The following is a 19,855-nucleotide window of genomic DNA, read 5'->3' on the forward strand; positions in this document are numbered from 1 at the left end:
ATCACTATATCACATAGTGTACGTCAAGCTGGATTTGAACTTCAGGGCTGGTGTATTTCTTTTTTTACGGTTACGTCGGTCTTAAGGCCAACCGTTTCCTTGGTTGCCTCTCGCCTCGGGCAGATATCTTTTTCCCACAAATGAATATTGGCGTACATTTCCATCGTTTCTCTAATATCTTTTTCCAACTCCATATCGCAGATGGAAACCTGGGCGTTTGCGGAGTTGACCACCTTGGTATCGATTGCCTCTAGCGCGGAGACGTTCGCGCCCGAGAGGGCGAGCATCGCAGATACGTATCCCGCGAGCATTGCGTCTTTCATCTTGCGGGAGAAAAAGCCGGGAGAGTGAACCTCAACACTGACGCCGCCAAAATAGGACTTATCGTAGTATCTATCGATCGCCTCGTTAAATTCCAGGGCCAAGAACTGCTCCAGTTCACCCTTTTTCAAAGCAAGATATTGCGACGCAAAGTAATTCGTTAAATCAACGGCTTTGTTTAGGTCGTTTAAGTCGATCTCATCTTTAGTAACCCGAATAAGGTTTCCTGATGATTCTTTCCAGACGTAGTCTCCGTATGCGATGCTATATATCTCTCGCCGATCTTCTTCCGCGCCAACTTGGATTATTGCCTGACGGTTTTGCATCAGACGGATAAGTCGTCGATTGAATTGGTTTTTTGCCAATGCTACCGGCAGCCACGTTACGCGGCGCGCAGGAACCTTCTCCTTCGGGTACCGCAGTGGTTCCACGGTGAACCCCGGATCGAATTCGCCGTTGAACTCGCCTACATAGACGGTAGAATTGTAACCCGCGCCGGGGACGAGAATGAGATCGCCTGGCTTCGCTTCGCCATAGACGTCGATAACTGTATGCACGAGTTTCGGCGGGGCGTTTGAAGCGTTTTTGACTGCATAGTCGGAAACCGCGCGGCTCGGTTTGTCATCATCTTTGGATCCGCTATTTCGCCAAGTCGATATGCGCCGAGCCATGCGCAACGATGCGCGTAGCTCCGGACTATCCGCGCGTGGTGGTTTATCGAAGCTTATTCCCGGAAGGTCCAAGAATACTGAATTTGTTTGCTGAAAATCATTATAGAAACGCTTGCTGCTACCAGGATGCAGTATGAAAATCTTATGATCGTCCGGCAAAATCCGAATTTCCGGATCGACAATTATCGTCATAACACCCTCAAAGAATCACATTTTTGCAACAATGCCGAGCCTGAACAGAATTCGCCGGTTTTGTCAGCACGAATAAATCGAGAACTCACAAGAAACTCGCGCAAAAGTTGGTTTGTTTATCATGTGAGTTCCCCGCTCACTGCCGGTAGGGAATTTTCGAGGGTTTTACTTCAATCCCTCCATACCCATCTTTTTCTAAAAAGAGTTCCACCCCTTTAATTGCCAAATCTTGGTTTTTGCCTGGTCCTACCGTGACATGCCTGACGGGAAGAAGGAGGCCACCCGTGTGAGCAATCAGGTATGGGATCAGAATGCCGTCCCCGGTTCTAAATTGCAGGTCTTTTGGATCGCCCTGGATAACCAATCTCCATTCATTCTCTTCAGCGAAGCCATCGTCCTTGAACCGCGGCACCAGTTGCGAGACCGCTTGAAACATTTTTTCCTTTTGCGCAGATGGGTCTTCAATGCCAAGCAAGTCTTCAAATTGCTGATACCCTTCCGTCTCTTTTACGTGCTGCTCGAACAACCTCTGGAAGCGGTTTGCCGCTCTGTCACGATCGTAAACCACGCTGACCAGCGTGCCGGAATTACTCGCTGCAAATACTCTGAGAGCATGCCCTCCAAACGTGATGCTTATTCCTTGTTGCCCCCCGCTATAACCCCGCCACTGGCTTAGAAGATCATCGTTTTTACAAAAGCAAGCAGCGTAGGTATTTGGAACCGCTCTAGTCTTTAGCTCTGAAATAACTTCTTTCAGCAAACGCCGCTTATCTTGTTCGAAAGCCGACGACTTTATCATTTTGCTAATGACCGTGCTCGCCACCCGAAGCCCGTGTATGAGTTCCAACTTGTCATTCATAAAAGACACATTGGAGAGCCATAACTCGCGCTTTGTTAGAATGCTCTGAAATCCGGCTATTGTCGTATAGTGGCTCAACTCGTTCGGAACGACCTCTGGGATCGGGGCCATGCTAATTTCATCTCCGATATGTGTGTGTGTGTGTGTTTTGGGTGAACCGGATAGCCCGACTTCCCGCCCCACTGAGCTAACCAACGATGAGCGGTTTGCAAATTTGTGGCCCGAGAACGAAGCGACCCCTATTCCCAGGGAAACTGTTGCTGCGGGTCTTCAGGCGGAAGTGGTAGCTCATCGATAAGTTTCGCGACGACTGAACTTCCCTCAAGGTATTGACCGAGGCCGGTATCGGTGGTGTAAACTTCGCTCGCCCCGCGAACGATCGCCGTGGACGCGATCATGGCATCATATTTCATGGCGACCTTCCAACCCGGCGCGCGATCGGCCGGCGGAATGCTGTCTTGCCAATGAGCAATACGCTCGCCAGTTTCGATCGCGATCACCTCGTCAAACGGCTGCACAGTGAAACCCTTCAGCCGTCTTACCGTTTCAACGATTTCCTCTATGCGCTCGGCACGACCTGCCACCAATTCAGCTATCGATGGCGCGGGTATCATTATGACGGTGTTTGTTTTGGCCAGCGCCCCGACGAAGTGCCGCACCCTGTCGGCGCGTCTATTGGTGTTTTGCGTACTGTCAGGGTCGATCATTAAGATCAGGAAATTAGTGTCTACGACGATCATGCGCTGCGCAACTCATCCACGGCTCGAATAATCTTTTCGCCCGCCCCCGACGGCAAAATCTCTTTTAGCCTGTTGAGGGTCTGCGTGAGTGGGACGTCATCGAGAGGTTCAAACGCCGTCGCTTTTAAGTTTTCGAGGAACCAACGGCCGTCGGTATCGCGGGTCCATTTACCTTCACCGCTCAAACGAACATGCTGATGGAAGCACTGGGCCAGTTCTCGCGCATAGCTAGCGTTGATGGAAATACGGGCTGTAAGATCACCGTCAATGTCGAGGCCGACCTTTACCTGATCGCCGACGCCCTCAATGCGCACCAACCTTCCTTGTACGGACGTATGCTGGTTCACTGTCCGTATCGCTTTCGACGTCTTCAGCCTGCCAGGAAACGATATGACTTCCCCGCCCTTCGGCAAAGGTAGTTCGGCCGTCCAGCCGTCTTCGGCGAGAAATTCGTTTAGCTTCCGCCACGGGCTGGATGCGTCGGCATCGTTATCATTTTGCGCCGCTTCGCGAATTCGCGGCGAGATAAGGGACACCTGTTCCGCATCGGCGACGGCAACAATACTGACGCTCTTGTCAAGAATTTCTTTGAAGTGGACGGCCTCTGGCGATCCCATAAGTTTCGCCAGTTCGGCCATGTAACAGGCCAGGCGGGCCATTGGGATGGTGTCAGGTTTCGGCCCTACGATACGGAAAGAATATTCAAGGAAATCGCTCATCCTATTCCTCCGTGGGTTCGCGCTTCAAATCTTATCGGTTCAACACATAACACATCATTAAGCTAGATTGATCCCAGGGCGGCCCGAATTTGTATCCCGGCGGCCGGAACGGTGGGCCGCCAACATAATGACGTTCCCGGCCGGCCGGCGGGCGCATTGGACATAGTCCGTTGGGCCTACGTCAACCTGATCGGATTCTGTCGCTTCCATCAGTTGAACGTTATCCCGCACGATCGATAACAGCGCCGCCACCTGTTCGGCGTCCCGGCCGTCATCGATCGCCCGAGCCAAGACCCGAGCGGAAGCGCTCCCCGTCACGCGAATGATATCGATGGGAAGCACGAAGCCACCTCCTAGTTTGCAGATAATGCAGAAATCGCGATGCCGCGTCTATTTCGGCGAAAAACGGCAGACTACCTTTCGCCATGTCAATTGCAACAGGATCGTTGAATGCCCTGCAAGCTAAACACCGACCAGATCACGGACGAGGCTGAACGTCTGATTTTTCAGTTTTGCAAGATAGCAAATGTCTTCGAAATCAGCCTCGCGTTCGAAATGAGCCTTGCACTGAATACGTTCCGGCGGGTGGTGTTGACGCATCAAATCGACGGGTACGTGGGCCGTCGGATGCTGGACGCGGTTATCCTCGCCCACGCAACCGCTGCCGCCCGGCTGCCGATCACCTTCGATCGTGAAATCTTGAATACCGGAATGCGAGCCGTTGCGGGTCTGGTTGTCGTTTGGACGGAAACCGAGACGCAACGCTCCGTGCGTTCGCCCGATGTGTGCCACGACATGCGCGACCATTTGCGAATTCTCTGCAACTGCATCGACAACGCCGATCTACAAGACCGTATCACTGAGCGAAAGAACGCCAGAATTCGACAGGCAGTCAATCAGCTCCAGCGCATCGCAGGCTGATGAAACCCGTGAGACAGAAGGATTGAGCCGATGGCGTGGACCCCGGAACAGCAGAAAGCGTTGGCTCTAGCCCAGGCGCGCAGACGGCGAAGCGATGCGGAAACGGCAATTGGTGGACAGGCGACCGGTGTCGCGCAGCCTGACGGCAAGCTACGGGCGCGGCTCTTTGACGGAACCATTTTGACGTTTCCCGCCGGCACCGCCCCCGAGGTCATTTCACGCGTTGCCAAGGAGCAGACCTTGGCCAAGCGTGATGCGATGAACGGCACCGCCCCGAATTCCGACCAGCCATCAGCAGCAAAGGATATGCTTTACAGTGGCGCATCGGGCGTAGTGCGCGGGGCCGCCGAACTGGCCATGCTGCCGGTTACGGGAAAGCGGTTGATCGAAGGCGGCATGGACTATCTCGTCGACAAGGGCGAGGCCGGCATTCGCTCGGCGTTCGGCATGGAACAGCGCCCGATCGGACGCGCCGCCGAGGCACGCGCCAATATGGCCAAGCTCGATCCGTTCGGGACAGCGGTCAACGCCGGTCAAGACGCGGCGCGCAACGTCATGGACGAAAACCTGTATGCGCCGAAGACGACGGCTGGCGAATACGCCGAGACTGTCGGTGAATTCGTCGCGCCTGGCGGTTTTCCGACCCGCGCGGCCCGCGCCATGCCGACGATCGGCCGAAAGATCGGCGAGAGCCTTTTCGACGTCACGCGCAACGCGGCCGTTCCGGGTATTGCGTCCGAAGCCGCAGGCCAGATAAGCGAAGGCACGGCTTTCGAGCCGGCGGCCCGTATTGCTGGCGCAGTGATGGGAAATGCAGGAGTAGCCGCCGCGCGGTCTGCCAGCATGCCGGAAAGCGTTGTCCGCCGTGCCGTCGGCGATCCCGACGCGATAGATTGGGAACGCGCGGTTCAGCTTCAGAACAACAGCCGAGGCGTGCGGCTGACCGGGCCAGAGGCAATCACGCAGGCGCAGAACGGTGCGACAGCACTTCCCAACCTTCAGCGCGTTGTTGAAGGCTCTGCGGACGGCCGTGCGAGAACCGCACCATTCTTCAGCGCGCGGCCTGGACAGGTCCACAATGCGGTTGACGAGGTCTTGAACCTGATCACGCGACAAAGCGATAATCCGTCATTGCTCGGGCCGCGCGCTTCGCAGGCCGCGACCGATGCGATCGGCGACGTCGAGCAAGCCCGAACGGCAGCGGTCGCCCCAACCTACCGTGCCGCCGATCTCGACACCGTACCCGTCGAAGGCGCGCAAGGCATTCTGGACGACATCGCGGCGATGACGGCCGCCGACACGACGGGCGTGCTGTCGGGTCCGCTGAACGATCTCCGGAACCGGCTGATCGCGGAACCTGCCCGCGCCGGGCAACCGGCCACACGCACGCCCGTCATGCGGCCGAACGGTCAGGTCACACGCTACACGCAAACGCCAGCGATTGATCCGGTCCCTGCCCGGCCGGCGAACGACATCGAGAACCTGGACCGCACGCGCAAGTATTTCCGCGACCGCATGGACTTGCCGCAGATCGGTGCGGATGCGATCACGAAAGAACAGAATGCCGCTGTTAGCGGGCTGCTGACGCGCCTCGACGATTTGATGACGCGCAGCAGCCCCAATTTCGCAGCGGGCAAGCAGCAATACGTCGACATCACGCGGAATACTGTTGACCCGGTGACGCTCGGGCCGCTCGGCCGGGTCGCCGCGGCAAACGATACCGCAAGCGCCGGCCATGCCGTTTTACCGGCCAACCCGCTGACGGGCTCCCGTGATGAGACAATCGATGCCATCACTCGGCTTATGGATCAAGACCCCGCCACGACAACCGGATTGATCCGGCAGAACCTCGCCGATCGTTTCCACCGCGCCGCAACAGATACGCAGGAAGGTGCCAATGAATTCGTTGGCGCTAAGTATCACAAGGACATTGCGGGCAACGAACCCCGTCGCCAGACCCTGGACGCGGCGCTATCTGCGCTGCCCGATCAGCGCGCGGCCACGACGATGCCCGAGCTGCTGGACGTCCTCCAGGCCACAGGCCGGCGCAAGCCGATCGGCAGCGCCACCGCGTTCAACAGCGCGTTGCAAAGTGAGTTGGGAACCGGTTCGCTGTTGGCAACGCCTTTCCGGACAGGGGCAAAGACGATTGCCAGTCTTGGCACAAACATCGGCAACGCCATGACGCAAGCAACACAGCGCAACAACATGGCCCAATTGGCCGATTTATTTACAGACCCCAATTCCGTAGAAATGATACGCTCCGCTATGACCCGGCGGCCCGGCCTGGCAATTGGCGAAACCCTGCGACGCAGCGGTGCGCAGACCGGCGCAGCGAGTTCCGATCGATAGCGCGAAAATGCGCGCTGAAGGAGAAGTCTATGGTGCGGATGGGAATAGCATTGGTCAGCGTCTTGGCGCTGTTCGGTAATGCAAAGGCTCAAGAGGCCGACACCCTTGGCTGGTTCATGAAGGGCGCGTATGCGGGCGAGTATCAAGCTTCAATGGTTTTCGCCAGCGGTGAAACCCTCGCTTCGCTCAACTCACTCCTGAAGGATCGTGGCGAAGCGCCGTTGTATTGCCCGCCGCCGGCCCTTCAACTGACTAGCGGCCAGTACGTCAGTATCCTCGCGAACTATCTGAAGTCTTCAAAGACAGCGTCAGCGACAGACGACTACAGGGCATTTCCGATCTACGTCAGGGAAGCATTGAGCGTGACTTTTCCCTGTAAGGTTTGATCCAAACGGCTAATTCGGGATGCACGAAGCTCTGGAAAACCGTGCTACCCGCGTGCAACCCAATGGCTTTGAACCCGCCGCCGCTCTGTGAGCTATACGTCTATTATCTGCTTGATTTTATTGAGAGAAAAATGGAGCGGGTGAAGCGATTCGAACGCTCGACCCCAACCTTGGCAAGGTTGTGCTCTACCCCTGAGCTACACCCGCTCATCAGCCTCGGTCCGGGGGTAGTCGGTGGACCGTGGCGCCGCTGCGTTTGTTGTTTGCTGCGACGACGGCTATATGGCCCAGACGATTTTTAAATGCAACAGGGAAATGACGGTTGAACCAATAATTTTTCGAAGAAATGTCGCAAGCCCCTGAAAACAAGGCGTTTTGCAGCATGCATTCTGTGGAAGATTGCGATTTTTTGCCTTTGGCCGTATGGGAAGGCCGTGATTTTCTAGCCAAGGGAAGCCGTCATGAGTGAAGTTTCGCCGAAAACGCAGGATGAATTGTTCCTGTTTCTCGATAGCCTCGGCATCAAGCACAAGACGAAGCGGCACGAGCCGGTTTTCACCGTCGCCGAATCGGTATCGCTGCGCGACGAAATCCCCGGTGGCCACACCAAGAACCTGTTCGTGAAGGACAAGAAGGACAATTTTTTCCTTCTGACCGTCGAGGAAAACGCCAGCGTCGATTTGAAGACCGTGCACACGATCATCGGCGGCGCCTCCAAAGTCTCCTTTGGCAAGCCGGAAAAGCTGATGGAATATCTCGGCGTCATTCCGGGTGCCGTCACGGCTTTCGGCGTGATCAACGACACCGGCCACAATGTGAAGATCATCATCGACGAGGACCTGATGAAGGACGAGATCATCAACTGCCATCCGCTGTCCAACGATGCGACGACATCGATCGCATCCAAGGACCTGCTGCGCTTTATCGAGGCGACGGGACACGAAGCCCTTGTCTTGAAAGTGACGTCCTGACATACGATCTTTGACGGGAAGACAGTCAGACGGACGAGGATGTCCGCGAGGAGACACGATGAGCGGCAACGACAATCCCTATGCAGCATCCTATGGCAACCAGATGACAGCGACGGCCAGCTATGGCGCTGCGCCAGCACAGGCTCCGGCGACCGCAGCCGTGCCAGCCGGCGAGTTGATCAAGGAAACCACGACCGCCAATTTTACCCGCGACGTTCTCGAAGCCTCGCGGCAGCAGCCGGTTCTCGTCGATTTCTGGGCACCCTGGTGCGGCCCCTGCAAGCAACTGACCCCGGTGATCGAAAAGGTCGTGACCGAGGCACAGGGCCGCGTCAGGCTGGTCAAGATGAATATCGACGATCATCCCTCGATCGCCGGACAGCTCGGCATCCAGTCCATTCCTGCCGTGATCGCCTTTATAGACGGCCGGCCGGCCGATGGTTTCATGGGTGCCGTGCCGGAGAGCCAGATCCGTGAATTCATCGACAAGATCGCTGGTCCGATGGTCGACGACCAGCAGGCCGGGATCGACGCCGCCCTCGCCGAGGCAAAAGCCTTCGTCGAGCAAGGCGATATCGAGAACGCGGCCGGTCTTTTCGGTGCCGTGCTGCAGGCTGATCCTGAAAATGCCACGGCCCTTGCTGGCCTTGCCAATTGCCTGATCACCGCCGGCGAGCTGGAGCAGGCGCGCGAAGTGCTGACCGATCTCCCCGAAGAGCTTGCCAAGGATGCCGGCATCGCCGCCGTTATCAAAAAGCTCGACCAGATCGAGGAAGCCCGCAAGCTCGGCGACCCCAATGCGCTCGAGCAAATTCTCGCTGCCGATCCGGACGATCACGGCGCCCGCATCAAGCTTGCCAAGATCCGCAATGTCGAGGGCGACCGGGAGGCTGCGGCCGATCACCTGCTCAAGGTGATGAAGCGCGACCGGACGTTCGACGACGACGGCGCGCGGCGCGAGCTTTTGCAGTTCTTCGAAGTCTGGGGCCCGATGGACCCGGCAACATTGTCGGCGCGGCGCAAACTGTCCTCAATCCTGTTTTCGTGATACCCTCTCGGAGGCGCCTTTGTGACAATCTCCCTTGAGATTTGACGCTGGCGCCCCATTTCTTGTCGATAAGCGGCGCGGCACCATTGAGGTCGCCACAAGAACGCCTGACAGCGACGGGGTGAAGTAAGACATGCAAGTTGGTAATGCACGTTATCTGAGGCCTCAGGACCTACCGGAGACGCTTCCGGTGTTCCCGCTGACGGGTGTGCTCCTGCTTCCGGGCGCGCAATTGCCGCTCAATATCTTCGAGCCGCGCTACCTTTCCATGTTCGATGATGCGCTGGCCGGAAAGCGCTTGATCGGCATGATCCAGCCCTCTTTTGGCGAGATTCGCGAAGAGGCGGGCCAGGCGCATGTGCAGGCGCTTTGCCAGGTCGGCTGTGTCGGCCGGATCACCTCGTTCGCCGAGATGGAGGATGGCCGTTATATTGTCTCTTTGACCGGCATCTGCCGGTTCCGGCTGTTCGATGAAGTTCCCTTGGCAAAAAAGGGTTACCGCTCCTTCAAGATCGCCCCTTTCGCCACAGACCTCACCGGGCCGGATGATGAAGCGCAGGTCGATCGCAAAGCCCTGCTGGCCGCCTTCAAGGCCTATCTCGACGCCAACAAACTGGAAGCCGATTGGGAAAGCGTCGAACGCGCCAGCAATGTCACGCTGGTCAATTCCATGGCGATGATGTCGCCTTACGGCCCGGCGGAAAAGCAGGCTCTGCTCGAGGCGCCGGATCTGAAGACCCGCGCCGAAACGCTGATTGCCATCACCGAGATCGTGCTTGCCCGTACATTCGGTGATATCGAAACCATGCTGCAATAGGCGGAAATGATGGAAGACAGAACCAGCCGTGTCGATCCCAAAATGCTAGAACTGCTGGTCTGTCCGCTCACTAAAGGCCGCCTCAGCTACCACGCCGCCGAGAACGAACTGATCTCCGAAAAGGCCCGCCTCGCCTACCCGATCCGCGACGGAATCCCGATCATGCTGATTTCCGAGGCGCGCAAGATCGAGGATTGAGGCTACGACGCCTTGGCCGATTGACCAACTTTCTCCATCATTCCTGTGCTCGTCACAGGAATCCAGTCACGCGACGTCCGTCGCGTGGAGTACCCTTCATCGAAGTTTATGGCCGGTTCTCCCACCGCGCAGACGCGCGGCAGCTTGATCGCTATGACACGCACAGGGATGACGGAGGTTATAGCTCGCCTGAGCGCGATAGCCCCCAATCAGATCGCCTGCCCCTCCAGCATTTTCGGCTCGTTCTGTCCGCCAAGCCCGGAAGCCTGCCGGATGAAGAACGATTTGACCGATGGCAGGCGATCGACAATGCCAAGGCCCAAATCGCGCAAAGCCCTGACCGGCGTGATATCATTGGAAAACAGCCGATTGAGCACATCGGTGGTCACGCCCATGCGGAACGTGTCGAAACGCCGCCAACTCTGATAGCGCTCGAGCACGGCAAGCGAGCCGATATCGAGACCCAGACGATCGGCATCGACGATGGTTTCGGCGAGCGCTGCCACGTCCTTGAAGCCGAGATTGAGCCCCTGTCCGGAAATCGGGTGAATACCGTGGGCGGCATCGCCGGCAAGCGCAAACCGTGGCGCGATGAAATCACGCGCCAGCGTCAACCCCAGCGGAAAGGCGCGGCGTCCGCCGACAACCTTCAGCGTACCGAGCTTGTGGCCGAAACGGCGCTCCAACTCTTCCTCGAACACCAGATCGTCGCTGGCAATCAGCCGGTCGGCATCACGCGTCCGCTCCGTCCAGACCAGCGAGGACCGGTTGTTCTTCAGTGGCAGCGTCGCGAACGGACCAGCGGGCAGGAAATGCTCTTCCGCCGTGCCGTCATGCGGCCGCTCGTGCTCGACTGTGGTCACGATGCCGGACTGGCCATAATCGAAATCGACGGTCTTGATGCCGGCGGCATCGCGCAGTTTCGAGCGCACGCCATCGCAGGCGACCAGCAATCGCGCCTCGATTGCCTCACCATTGGCCAAAGCGACGGAAACCGAATGATCGCCACTCTTGAAATCGGCTGCCGCCGTCGATTGCCGGATCTCGACACCCAGTTCGCCGGCCGCGTTGCGAAGCGCACCGACCAACGCAACATTCGGCACCATATGGGCAAACGGCCGGCCCTCGACCTTTTCATCCTCGAAGGTCAGGAACACCGGACGCACCGGATCGGAGGTCTTGGAATCGGTGATCACCATGCGCTTGATCGGTTCGGCTTCCGGCTCGATCTCGCTCCAGACGCCGAGCACGTCGAGCATCTGCGAGGCCGCAGCGATGATTGCCGAGGCGCGCTCGTCTTTTTTCCAGGCAGTCTCGGGAGCGCCATCAATCAGGCTCACCGACAGGTGCGGCGCGGCCTTCTTGATGGACACGGCCAGCGACAGCCCGACATAACCGCCGCCCGCAATCAGCACATCGATCATCTCTCATTCTCCCGTCGCTCTTGAGCATTGCTTGAGGCCTATATAGATCATTGATGCGCTCGTTCCTACCGCTTGAGCGTTCGACCTCTGGAGATTGCCGAAATGTCGCGCCCCGCTGAAAACCCCGCACCGATGGATGTCCTGTTGCAGACGCTGGATCTGGAGAAGCTGGAGGAGAACCTGTTTCGCGGCCGCTCGCCGCAGGTTGGCTGGCAACGCGTCTTCGGCGGACAGGTTATCGGACAGGCGCTGGTAGCAGCCCAGCGCACGGTCAGCGAAGGCCGCTACGTGCATTCATTGCACGCCTATTTCATGCGGCCGGGCGATCCGTCCGTGCCGATCATCTACGATGTTGACCGCATCCGGGACGGTGCAAGCTTTGCCACCCGCCGGGTCGTCGCCATCCAGCACGGCAAGGCAATCTTTTCGCTGTCTGCCTCCTTCCAGTTCGACGAGGAAGGGTTTGACCACCAGATCGCCATGCCGGATGTCGCAGCCCCCGAAACGCTGATGGGCGAGCAGGACATCAAGGAAAAATTCCTGGTCAATGCGCCCGAGGCGATCCGCCGCTACTGGGAGCGCCCCCGGCCGATTGAAATCCGCCCGGTTTCGCTCAAGCATTATTTTTCGCGCGACAAGCTGGAACCGTCGCAGGATGTCTGGGTCAAGGCCGTTGGCACAGTTCCCGATGAGCGCCACATCCAGGCAGCGGTGCTTGCCTATATCTCCGACATGACCCTGCTCGATACGGCGCTTTATGCGCATGGCACCTCCGTATTCGACCGCGACCTGCAGGTGGCAAGCCTCGATCATGCCATGTGGTTCCACCGCCCCTGCCGCATGGACGACTGGCTGCTCTACACCCAGGATAGCCCCAGCGCTTTCGGTGCACGCGGCATGACGCGTGGCAGCCTTTTTGATCGCTCCGGTACCCTCATCGCCTCCGTTGCCCAGGAAGGCTTGATCCGGAAAAAGGCATCTGAATAAAAAAGCGCCGCTTTTTTGATTATGCTTATTTTTTAATCGTTTAATTTAGCATTTTTTTGACATTCCGCCGAATGCCTTCGGAGGAATGTGGCATTTCCGTGTCTTTTCATAGACTTAACCATCCGCTCCCAAACTGGCACGCCCCTTGAATAGCTAAGGGCAGTCGTTGGGGGTTTGTGCTCGGCGGCAAGGCGATACGGCCCCGAGCCGAAGATGAACAAGGATGGGAAACCAGATGAAAATTGTAATGGCCATTATCAAGCCGTTCAAGCTCGATGAGGTTCGCGAAGCGCTCACTGCCGTTGGCATCCAAGGCCTGACCGTGACCGAAGTGAAGGGTTACGGACGTCAGAAGGGACATACGGAAATCTATCGCGGCACCGAATATGCCGTGAGCTTCCTGCCGAAACTGAAGATCGAAATCGCCGTTGCCACGGAGATCGTCGACAAGACCGTCGAAGCGATCGCCTCTGCCGCCAAGACCGGCCAGATCGGCGACGGCAAGATCTTCGTCTACTCGATTGACCATGCCGTGCGCATTCGTACCGGCGAAACCGACACAGAAGCGCTGTAAGTCACGGCCGTTCAGGGAGCTATATGTCAATGTCTACAATGAAACTTTCCACCTCTCTCGGACGCGTGAGTGCTGCAGCCGCAGCCGTCCTCGCCCCGGCCATCGCCTTTGCGCAGGAAACAGCGCCGGCCGCCGCCGAAGCGGCTGCCGCCGTCCCCGTGCCGGACAAGGGCGACACCGCCTTCATGTTCATCTGCACCATTCTCGTCCTGTTCATGCTGGTTCCGGGGCTAGCCTTGTTCTACGGCGGCCTCGTCCGTGCCAAGAACATGCTCTCCGTCCTGATGCAGTGCACAGTCATCGGCGCCGTCGTCATGCTGATCTGGGTCGTCTACGGCTATTCCTTCGCCTTCGGCGGCTCGGATAGCGCCTATTGGGGCGGCACTGCCAAGCTCTTCCTGTCCGGAGTGAGCAAGGATACGACCGCAACGACCTTCTCGGCCGGCGTCGTCATTCCGGAATACATCTTCGTGATGTTCCAGATGACATTCGCTGCCATCACTCCTGCCCTGATCGTCGGCGCCTTTGCCGAACGCATCAAGTTCTCGGCCGCCGTCCTGTTCTGCGCGCTCTGGGTTACCTTCGTTTACTTCCCGGTCGCACATATGGTCTGGGATGCAAACGGCCTGCTCTTCAAGATGGGCGCGCTTGACTTTGCCGGTGGCACCGTCGTGCACATCAATGCCGGTATCGCCGGTATCGTTGGCGCAATCATGGTCGGCAAGCGTACCGGCTTCGGCAAGGACATGATGGCTCCGCACTCCATGACACTGACCATGGTCGGCGCTTCGATGCTCTGGGTCGGATGGTTCGGCTTCAACGCCGGCTCCAACCTGGAAGCTTCGGGCGGCGCGATGCTCGCAACCGTCAACACCTTCATCGCAACGGCTGCTGCCATCGTTTCCTGGTCGCTGGTTGAAACCTTCACCCGCGGCAAGGCTTCCATGCTCGGCGGCGCATCCGGCATGGTCGCCGGCCTCGTTGCCGTCACGCCTGCAGCCGGCATCGTCGGCCCGATGGGCGCCATCGTTCTCGGCCTCATCGTCTCGCCGCTATGCTACTTCTTCGTCTCCGTGGTGAAGAACAAGTTCGGCTACGACGACACGGCTGACGTCTTCGGCGTCCACTGCGTCGGTGGTATCTTCGGCGCTCTGGCAACCGGCATCTTCGCCAGCGCCTCGCTCGGCGGTATCGGCTATGCCGAAGGCGTCACCATGGGCGGCCAACTCGCCACCCAGGCAACCGCTGTCATCATCACCATCCTGTGGTGCGGTATCGGCTCGGCGATCCTCTACAAGGTCGTCGACGTCATCGTCGGTCTGCGCGTGCCGGTCGAAGCAGAACGCGAAGGTCTCGATCTCTCCTCGCACGGCGAAGCCGCATACCACTCGTAAGGCATTTGCGGAGCCGGGAAACCGGCTTCGTATCCAGTCCCGTCGCGGTTTCGCCTTGTGCGCAACCGCATTTGACCCGGATCCGTCCGGGTCTTTTTTTGCCCTCTCACACCTCTTCGAGGGCCGTAAACACGGTTTCGGTGGGGAAAACTGCCTGCGCAGAGCCGTTTCGCGTAAACGAAGCGTCAAGGTTAATAGGGCTTTAACTCTCCTCTGTTTACCTTCGAAGCATGCGCGCATGGCGTTTTTCCGGAATAACAGGCAGCAGGTCATCATGAGCAGAAGCAATCAGGCGGTATACGACAACCGTTCCAACCGGTTTGTGCTTTCCACATTCGTCTGGAAGCAGATCGCCGCTTTGGCGGGCTTTGCGGTGTTCGTCGCTCTCGGTTTCGCGATAGCCGCATTGTCGAGCTGGAACGTCGCCGATCCAAGCTTTTCCTACGCGACCGCTGATGCCCCGACCAACCTGCTCGGCTACACGGGCGCCGCCTTCGCCGATATCTTCATGCAATTCTTCGGCATCGCCAGTGTCGTAGCCCTTCTTCCCGTGGTTGCCTGGGGCCTGGTGCTGATCATCGGCAAACCCTTCGATCATATCGTCAAACGCGCCGGCGCCTGGTTCTTGGGTTCGGTGCTGGCCTCGGCGGCGCTGAGCTGCATCCCCGCCCCCGTCACATGGCCGCTGCCCAACGGCCTTGGCGGCGTCTTCGGCGACATGATCCTGCGCTTTCCCGCTCTGTTCACCGGCACCTATCCGAGCGGCACATTCGGCACCGTGCTCGCCGTTTTGTTTTCGCTTCCCGCTGCCTATTTCCTGATCTACAGCGCTGGCCTCATCGGCGTATCGGATCCGGAGGACGATATCGACGAGCCGGCACCGGCGCCGAGCAAGGCACGCACTGTCAGCGACGAATCGGAAGACGACGAATCCGGAGGCATCGTCATGGTGATGGCTGGCGCGCTCACCCACATGCGCTTTACCGCGCAGGCCCGTATCCGCCGCCTGTTTGGCCTGAGCGGCCGCCGCAAGCCGGCATCGCGCGATTATGACGAACCCTACGATTTCAACGCCGATGAATTCGGCACCCTGAATGAACCGTCGCGTCCAAAGGCCGTTGCCCGCTCCGAGCGGGTCGAGCCATCGCTGGACCGCAGCGAACGTCGCACCGTGGCAGCACCACCAATGTCCATGGACGACGAGGACGACGACTTCCCCACCCTCGACAACCACCGTGCATCCACCGACATTCTGCCGGGTGACGACGAAGACGACGATATCGACCCTGCCGCCGACTGGGCACCGGTTCCAGCACCGCGCAAGCAGGCGATGCCATCGGCGACAGCACGTGTTGTCCCAGCAGCGCCACGTCCAAAGACCGGCCAGCGCATCGACCGCGAAGCGCAGTCATCGCTGGTTTCCGACGACGACGGTTTCACCCTGCCGCCGCTGCATTTTCTCGCCGAGCCGAAAAACGTCGCCCGCGACGCGACATTGTCAGCCGATGCACTCGAACAGAATGCCCGCATGCTGGAAGGCGTGCTGGAGGATTTTGGCGTCAAGGGCGAGATCATCCATGTCCGCCCCGGCCCGGTTGTCACCATGTACGAGCTTGAGCCGGCACCCGGCATCAAGTCGTCCCGCGTCATCGGCCTTGCCGACGATATTGCCCGCTCGATGTCGGCGATTGCCGCCCGTGTTGCCGTCGTTCCCGGCCGTAACGCCATCGGTATCGAACTGCCGAACCAGCGCCGCGAGACCGTCTATCTGCGCGAGCTGATCGGCTCGCGGGATTTCGAGACCAGCAAGACCCGTCTTGCCATGGCGCTCGGCAAGACGATCGGCGGCGAGCCCGTCATCGTCGATATCGCCAAGATGCCGCATCTGCTCGTCGCCGGCACCACCGGCTCGGGTAAATCGGTCGCCATCAACACCATGATCCTGTCGATCCTCTACCGGTTGAAGCCGGAGCAATGCCGCCTGATCATGATCGACCCGAAAATGCTCGAACTCTCTGTCTATGACGGCATTCCGCATCTGCTCTCACCGGTCGTCACCGATCCGAAAAAGGCCGTTGTCGCGCTGAAATGGACCGTGCGCGAGATGGAAGAGCGCTACAAGAAGATGTCGAAGATCGGCGTACGCAACATCGACGGCTTCAATTCGCGCGTCGAACAGGCGATGGCCAAGGGCGAACAGATCACCCGCACCGTCCAGACCGGTTTTGACCGCCAGACCGGCGAGGCCGTCTACGAGACGGAAGAGTTCGCCTTGCAGCCACTGCCTTATATCGTCGTCATCATCGACGAAATGGCCGACCTGATGATGGTTGCCGGCAAGGATATCGAAGGCGCCGTCCAGCGTCTGGCCCAGATGGCCCGTGCCGCCGGCATCCATGTGATCATGGCAACGCAGCGCCCGTCCGTCGATGTCATCACCGGCACGATCAAGGCCAACTTCCCCACTCGTATCTCCTTCCAGGTCACCTCGAAGATCGACAGCCGCACCATCCTGGGCGAACAGGGTGCCGAACAGCTGCTCGGCATGGGCGACATGCTCTACATGGCCGGTGGTGGCCGCATCCAGCGTGTGCACGGCCCGTTCGTCTCCGACACCGAGGTCGAAGATGTTGTCAAATATCTCAAGACCCAGGGCTCCCCGCAATATCTCGATGCCATCACCGAGGATGACGACGAGGACGACGAAGGCGGCAGCGGCCCAGCCGGCACCTCCAACCTTGCCGAATCCGACGATCCCTACGACCAGGCTGTCGCCATCGTGCTGCGTGACGGCAAGGCATCGACATCCTACGTCCAGCGCCGCCTCGGCATCGGTTACAACCGTGCCGCTTCACTGATCGAGCGGATGGAGCAGGAAGGTATTATCGGTGCCGCCAACCATGCCGGCAAGCGCGAGATTCTGGTGCCGACCGAAAGCGACATCACCGGCAGGTAACCCATTGAGAAAGCCGTTCGCGCACGCTCGGAAATCCTGGGCGAGAATATAGCCCGGACATCCTCACGGGGAATTGAAGACGAGCGAAAGACAGGCCTTGAAGGCGCCGCACTTGCGCTCCACATGAGACTGAAATGAAGGAGATAACGATGACAGACACCGCAACCGGCCATTTTGAACAGGATACGAAACTTCCGTCCCTGTCGCGCCGCGCCTTCGTCGGCGGTCTTGCTGTTTTCGCTGCCCTGACCTTTATCGGCCTGCCCTTGGAGCCCGCTCAGGCGCAGACAGCCGTCGCCCAGAAAATCGCCGACCATTTCGCGTCGGTCAAGACCATGAGCGGCGAGTTCGTGCAGTTCGGCCCACGCGGCGAGCAGACGGGTGGCAAATTCTTTATCAGCCGCCCCGGCAAGATCCGCTTCAACTATGAAGCCCCCTCGCCGATGCGGGTGATTTCCGACGGCAAGTCCGTCGTCATCGGCAACCAGAAAATGAAGACCTGGGATATCTACCCTCTGTCGAAAACGCCGCTCAAGCTGCTCCTGTCCGACAATATCGACCTGACCGGCAAGCTGGTTCGCAGCGTCAAGGAAGAGGCCGATCTGACCACCATCGTGCTCGGCGACCGCACCGTCTTCGGCGATGCCACGATCACCCTGATGTTCGACCCGAAGACCTACGATCTGCGCCAGTGGACGATTACCGACGCCCAGAAGAAAGACACGTCGGTGATGATCTTCAACGTCAAGAACGGCGGGCCGATGGACGACAAGGTCTTCTCGATTCCCTACGACGACATCAACAATCGCGGCAAATAAGACAGACCTGCATCAGCCGGCGGATGCGTCGTGATCGATACGGCGCATCATCAGGACGTCGTCGATCTCGCGGCCCTCGTGGATGATCCCGCCATCAACGCGGCCGACCTCCCGGAAGCCTTCCCGCAGGTAAAACCGCAGAGCAGCCGGGTTCTCTGCGCTCAGCGCCAGCTCCAGCAGCCGGACACCGGCCGAGCGGGCATGAGCGACAACAGCATCGAGAAGCGCCTTCGCATGACCCCCGCCGCGCCGGTCCTTGCGCACATAGACCATGATGACCGTGGCGCGGTGTGCCATCTTGCTGGCGCCTTGCCGCATCAGTCCCATCATCGCGACCGGTTTGCCCTCGTAAAAATCGACGAAAACCGCGTTTGCCGTCAATCGCCTTGTCCATTCGGCATCCGGTAAGGCCTCCCAGTCCGCAGCGCTGCTGGCGAACGCCGCAGGCTCGCTGCGCAGGGCCTCAAGCCGGATCTGGCGGAAAACCTGGATGTCCTCCGGGCCAAGCTGGCGGATCATGTGGCACTCCCTCAAAGCAAAGCAGATCGTGGCGATTGAAAACCTGAGCGGCAATAGATATCACCGTCTGCGGCTGTCAACATCGGCCTCTGGTCCAAATGTGAAGCCCGCACAAAGCCCCTATGACGAACGCGCAGGCAGCGTCCGTTTCCACGCAGCATTTTCACGAAAGAACCCTTGCATGGCATTGTCGATCGCGACCTGGAACATCAACTCGGTGCGCCTGCGCATGCCGCTGGTCGAACATCTGCTAAAGACCTGGGCGCCGGACGTCCTCTGCCTGCAGGAAACCAAGGTTGCCAACGACCTCTTCCCCTTTTCGCCGCTGAAGGCGCTGGGTTACGAGCACATCGCCATTCATGGCCAGAAGGGCTATCACGGCGTCGCCACCATTTCCCGCCTGCCGCTGCATGAACTGACAGACCGGCGCGACTATTGCGGCGTCGGCGATGCCCGCCATCTTTCCGTGATGTTTGAAAAATCCGGCAAGAAAATCCGCCTGCACAATTTCTACGTACCCGCCGGTGGTGATGAACCAGACAGGACGATCAACCAGAAATTCGGCCACAAGCTCGATTTCATCGACGAGATGAAAATGCTGCACGCCGAAAGCGACGCCGGAATTTCATCCGTCCTCGTCGGTGATCTCAACATCGCGCCACTGGAGCACGACGTCTGGTCGCACAAGCAGCTCCTGAAGATCGTCAGCCACACGCCGATCGAAACCGAGGGCCTGAACGCGGTGATGAGCGGCGGCGCCTGGGTCGATCTGATGCGCCAGCACACGCCATCGCCGGAAAAGCTCTACACCTGGTGGAGCTACCGCGCCAAGGATTGGGAAGGTGCCAACAAGGGCCGCCGTCTCGACCATGTCTGGTCATCCGCCGACCTCTCGCCGCACCTCACCCATGTCGAGATCCTCAAGGAAGCCCGTGGCTGGGAACGCCCATCCGACCACGTCCCCGTCATCGCCCATTTCGACCTTTAA

The 19,855-nt window shown here is 58.8% G+C and carries 19 protein-coding genes and 1 tRNA gene; 12 read left to right on the plus strand and 8 right to left on the minus strand.

The features are described 5' to 3' along the window. Window positions 1-41: 41 nt before the first annotated feature. The 5 genes from R6X40_RS15425 to R6X40_RS15445 form a co-directional block, all read right to left on the minus strand. On the minus strand, window positions 42-1,184 hold the full coding sequence (locus tag R6X40_RS15425; protein WP_318414685.1) for a hypothetical protein: 1,143 nt from the start codon (window positions 1,182-1,184) through the stop codon (window positions 42-44). A 136-nt stretch (window positions 1,185-1,320) separates the two neighbouring features. Next, window positions 1,321-2,154: a DUF2971 domain-containing protein gene (locus R6X40_RS15430; RefSeq protein WP_318414686.1), complete on the minus strand. Its 834-nt coding sequence runs from the start codon at window positions 2,152-2,154 to the stop codon at window positions 1,321-1,323. A 128-nt stretch (window positions 2,155-2,282) separates the two neighbouring features. Then, entirely contained in the window at window positions 2,283-2,783 is a 501-nt protein-coding gene (locus tag R6X40_RS15435; RefSeq protein WP_318414687.1) for a type II toxin-antitoxin system VapC family toxin, read from the minus strand. Next, window positions 2,780-3,502, minus strand: coding sequence for a hypothetical protein (locus R6X40_RS15440; RefSeq protein WP_318414688.1), 723 nt, complete (start codon window positions 3,500-3,502; stop codon window positions 2,780-2,782). Before R6X40_RS15440 ends, R6X40_RS15435 begins: the two co-directional genes overlap by 4 nt. 462 nt (window positions 3,503-3,964) lie before the next feature. Beyond that, complete coding sequence (locus R6X40_RS15445) at window positions 3,965-4,309, minus strand: hypothetical protein (protein ID WP_318414689.1); 345 nt, start codon at window positions 4,307-4,309, stop codon at window positions 3,965-3,967. Between the two features lie 144 nt (window positions 4,310-4,453). On the opposite strand from R6X40_RS15445, the gene R6X40_RS15450 reads away from it, so the two are divergent. After that, window positions 4,454-6,775, plus strand: a complete 2,322-nt coding sequence (locus R6X40_RS15450; protein WP_318414690.1) for a hypothetical protein — start codon at window positions 4,454-4,456, stop codon at window positions 6,773-6,775. 29 nt (window positions 6,776-6,804) lie between these two features. Next, window positions 6,805-7,161, plus strand: coding sequence for a hypothetical protein (locus R6X40_RS15455; protein ID WP_318414691.1), 357 nt, complete (start codon window positions 6,805-6,807; stop codon window positions 7,159-7,161). Between the two features lie 132 nt (window positions 7,162-7,293). On the opposite strand, the gene R6X40_RS15460 is transcribed toward R6X40_RS15455, so the two are convergent. Continuing rightward, a tRNA-Gly gene (locus R6X40_RS15460) sits at window positions 7,294-7,368 on the minus strand. A 254-nt stretch (window positions 7,369-7,622) separates the two neighbouring features. Between R6X40_RS15460 and R6X40_RS15465 the strand changes: the two genes are divergently transcribed. From R6X40_RS15465 to R6X40_RS15480, 4 genes are all read left to right on the plus strand, one after another. Continuing rightward, entirely contained in the window at window positions 7,623-8,132 is a 510-nt protein-coding gene (locus R6X40_RS15465; protein ID WP_318414692.1) for a prolyl-tRNA synthetase associated domain-containing protein, read from the plus strand. 58 nt (window positions 8,133-8,190) lie between these two features. Beyond that, entirely contained in the window at window positions 8,191-9,180 is a 990-nt protein-coding gene (trxA, locus tag R6X40_RS15470) for a thioredoxin (protein WP_318414693.1), read from the plus strand. Between the two features lie 133 nt (window positions 9,181-9,313). Next, a complete protein-coding gene (locus R6X40_RS15475; protein WP_318414694.1) occupies window positions 9,314-9,997 on the plus strand; it encodes an LON peptidase substrate-binding domain-containing protein in 684 nt (227 codons plus the stop codon). 9 nt (window positions 9,998-10,006) lie between these two features. Continuing rightward, complete coding sequence (locus tag R6X40_RS15480) at window positions 10,007-10,195, plus strand: Trm112 family protein (RefSeq protein ID WP_318414971.1); 189 nt, start codon at window positions 10,007-10,009, stop codon at window positions 10,193-10,195. 209 nt (window positions 10,196-10,404) lie between these two features. Here R6X40_RS15480 and R6X40_RS15485 read toward each other — a convergent pair whose 3' ends face one another. Further along, entirely contained in the window at window positions 10,405-11,619 is a 1,215-nt protein-coding gene (locus R6X40_RS15485; protein WP_318414695.1) for a ubiquinone biosynthesis hydroxylase, read from the minus strand. Between the two features lie 102 nt (window positions 11,620-11,721). On the opposite strand from R6X40_RS15485, the gene tesB reads away from it, so the two are divergent. From tesB to R6X40_RS15510, 5 genes are all read left to right on the plus strand, one after another. Next, on the plus strand, window positions 11,722-12,606 hold the full coding sequence (tesB, locus tag R6X40_RS15490; protein WP_318414696.1) for an acyl-CoA thioesterase II: 885 nt from the start codon (window positions 11,722-11,724) through the stop codon (window positions 12,604-12,606). Between the two features lie 223 nt (window positions 12,607-12,829). Next, window positions 12,830-13,180: a P-II family nitrogen regulator gene (locus R6X40_RS15495; protein WP_318414697.1), complete on the plus strand. Its 351-nt coding sequence runs from the start codon at window positions 12,830-12,832 to the stop codon at window positions 13,178-13,180. Window positions 13,181-13,209: 29 nt separating this feature from the next. Next, window positions 13,210-14,574, plus strand: coding sequence for an ammonium transporter (locus R6X40_RS15500; protein WP_318414698.1), 1,365 nt, complete (start codon window positions 13,210-13,212; stop codon window positions 14,572-14,574). Window positions 14,575-14,848: 274 nt separating this feature from the next. Next, on the plus strand, window positions 14,849-17,530 hold the full coding sequence (locus R6X40_RS15505; RefSeq protein ID WP_318414699.1) for a DNA translocase FtsK: 2,682 nt from the start codon (window positions 14,849-14,851) through the stop codon (window positions 17,528-17,530). Between the two features lie 149 nt (window positions 17,531-17,679). Continuing rightward, window positions 17,680-18,348, plus strand: a complete 669-nt coding sequence (locus tag R6X40_RS15510; protein WP_318414700.1) for an outer membrane lipoprotein carrier protein LolA — start codon at window positions 17,680-17,682, stop codon at window positions 18,346-18,348. A gap of 12 nt (window positions 18,349-18,360) precedes the next feature. Here the strand turns inward: R6X40_RS15510 and R6X40_RS15515 are convergent, their stop codons facing one another. After that, entirely contained in the window at window positions 18,361-18,867 is a 507-nt protein-coding gene (locus R6X40_RS15515) for a GNAT family N-acetyltransferase (protein ID WP_318414701.1), read from the minus strand. Between the two features lie 181 nt (window positions 18,868-19,048). Between R6X40_RS15515 and R6X40_RS15520 the strand changes: the two genes are divergently transcribed. Next, window positions 19,049-19,855 carry an exodeoxyribonuclease III gene (locus R6X40_RS15520; protein ID WP_318414702.1) on the plus strand — a complete coding sequence of 269 codons (807 nt, stop codon included), beginning with the start codon at window positions 19,049-19,051 and terminating at the stop codon, window positions 19,853-19,855.

The sequence above is a fragment of the Rhizobium sp. PL01 genome (assembly GCF_033447125.1).
In the GTDB taxonomy this organism is placed as follows: domain Bacteria; phylum Pseudomonadota; class Alphaproteobacteria; order Rhizobiales; family Rhizobiaceae; genus Pararhizobium.

Coding starts and splice junctions, on each gene's coding strand:
- tesB (WP_318414696.1), top strand. CDS start 11,722: ATGTCGCGCCCCGCTGAAAACCCCGCACCGATGGATGTCCTGTTGCAG.
- R6X40_RS15445 (WP_318414689.1), bottom strand. CDS start 4,309: ATGGTCGCGCATGTCGTGGCACACATCGGGCGAACGCACGGAGCGTTG.
- R6X40_RS15520 (WP_318414702.1), top strand. CDS start 19,049: ATGGCATTGTCGATCGCGACCTGGAACATCAACTCGGTGCGCCTGCGC.
- R6X40_RS15425 (WP_318414685.1), bottom strand. CDS start 1,184: ATGACGATAATTGTCGATCCGGAAATTCGGATTTTGCCGGACGATCAT.
- R6X40_RS15495 (WP_318414697.1), top strand. CDS start 12,830: ATGGGAAACCAGATGAAAATTGTAATGGCCATTATCAAGCCGTTCAAG.
- R6X40_RS15465 (WP_318414692.1), top strand. CDS start 7,623: ATGAGTGAAGTTTCGCCGAAAACGCAGGATGAATTGTTCCTGTTTCTC.
- R6X40_RS15505 (WP_318414699.1), top strand. CDS start 14,849: ATGAGCAGAAGCAATCAGGCGGTATACGACAACCGTTCCAACCGGTTT.
- R6X40_RS15515 (WP_318414701.1), bottom strand. CDS start 18,867: ATGATCCGCCAGCTTGGCCCGGAGGACATCCAGGTTTTCCGCCAGATC.
- R6X40_RS15510 (WP_318414700.1), top strand. CDS start 17,680: ATGACAGACACCGCAACCGGCCATTTTGAACAGGATACGAAACTTCCG.
- R6X40_RS15500 (WP_318414698.1), top strand. CDS start 13,210: ATGTCTACAATGAAACTTTCCACCTCTCTCGGACGCGTGAGTGCTGCA.
- R6X40_RS15440 (WP_318414688.1), bottom strand. CDS start 3,502: ATGAGCGATTTCCTTGAATATTCTTTCCGTATCGTAGGGCCGAAACCT.
- R6X40_RS15480 (WP_318414971.1), top strand. CDS start 10,007: ATGGAAGACAGAACCAGCCGTGTCGATCCCAAAATGCTAGAACTGCTG.
- R6X40_RS15475 (WP_318414694.1), top strand. CDS start 9,314: ATGCAAGTTGGTAATGCACGTTATCTGAGGCCTCAGGACCTACCGGAG.
- trxA (WP_318414693.1), top strand. CDS start 8,191: ATGAGCGGCAACGACAATCCCTATGCAGCATCCTATGGCAACCAGATG.
- R6X40_RS15450 (WP_318414690.1), top strand. CDS start 4,454: ATGGCGTGGACCCCGGAACAGCAGAAAGCGTTGGCTCTAGCCCAGGCG.
- R6X40_RS15485 (WP_318414695.1), bottom strand. CDS start 11,619: ATGATCGATGTGCTGATTGCGGGCGGCGGTTATGTCGGGCTGTCGCTG.
- R6X40_RS15430 (WP_318414686.1), bottom strand. CDS start 2,154: ATGGCCCCGATCCCAGAGGTCGTTCCGAACGAGTTGAGCCACTATACG.
- R6X40_RS15455 (WP_318414691.1), top strand. CDS start 6,805: ATGGTGCGGATGGGAATAGCATTGGTCAGCGTCTTGGCGCTGTTCGGT.
- R6X40_RS15435 (WP_318414687.1), bottom strand. CDS start 2,783: ATGATCGTCGTAGACACTAATTTCCTGATCTTAATGATCGACCCTGAC.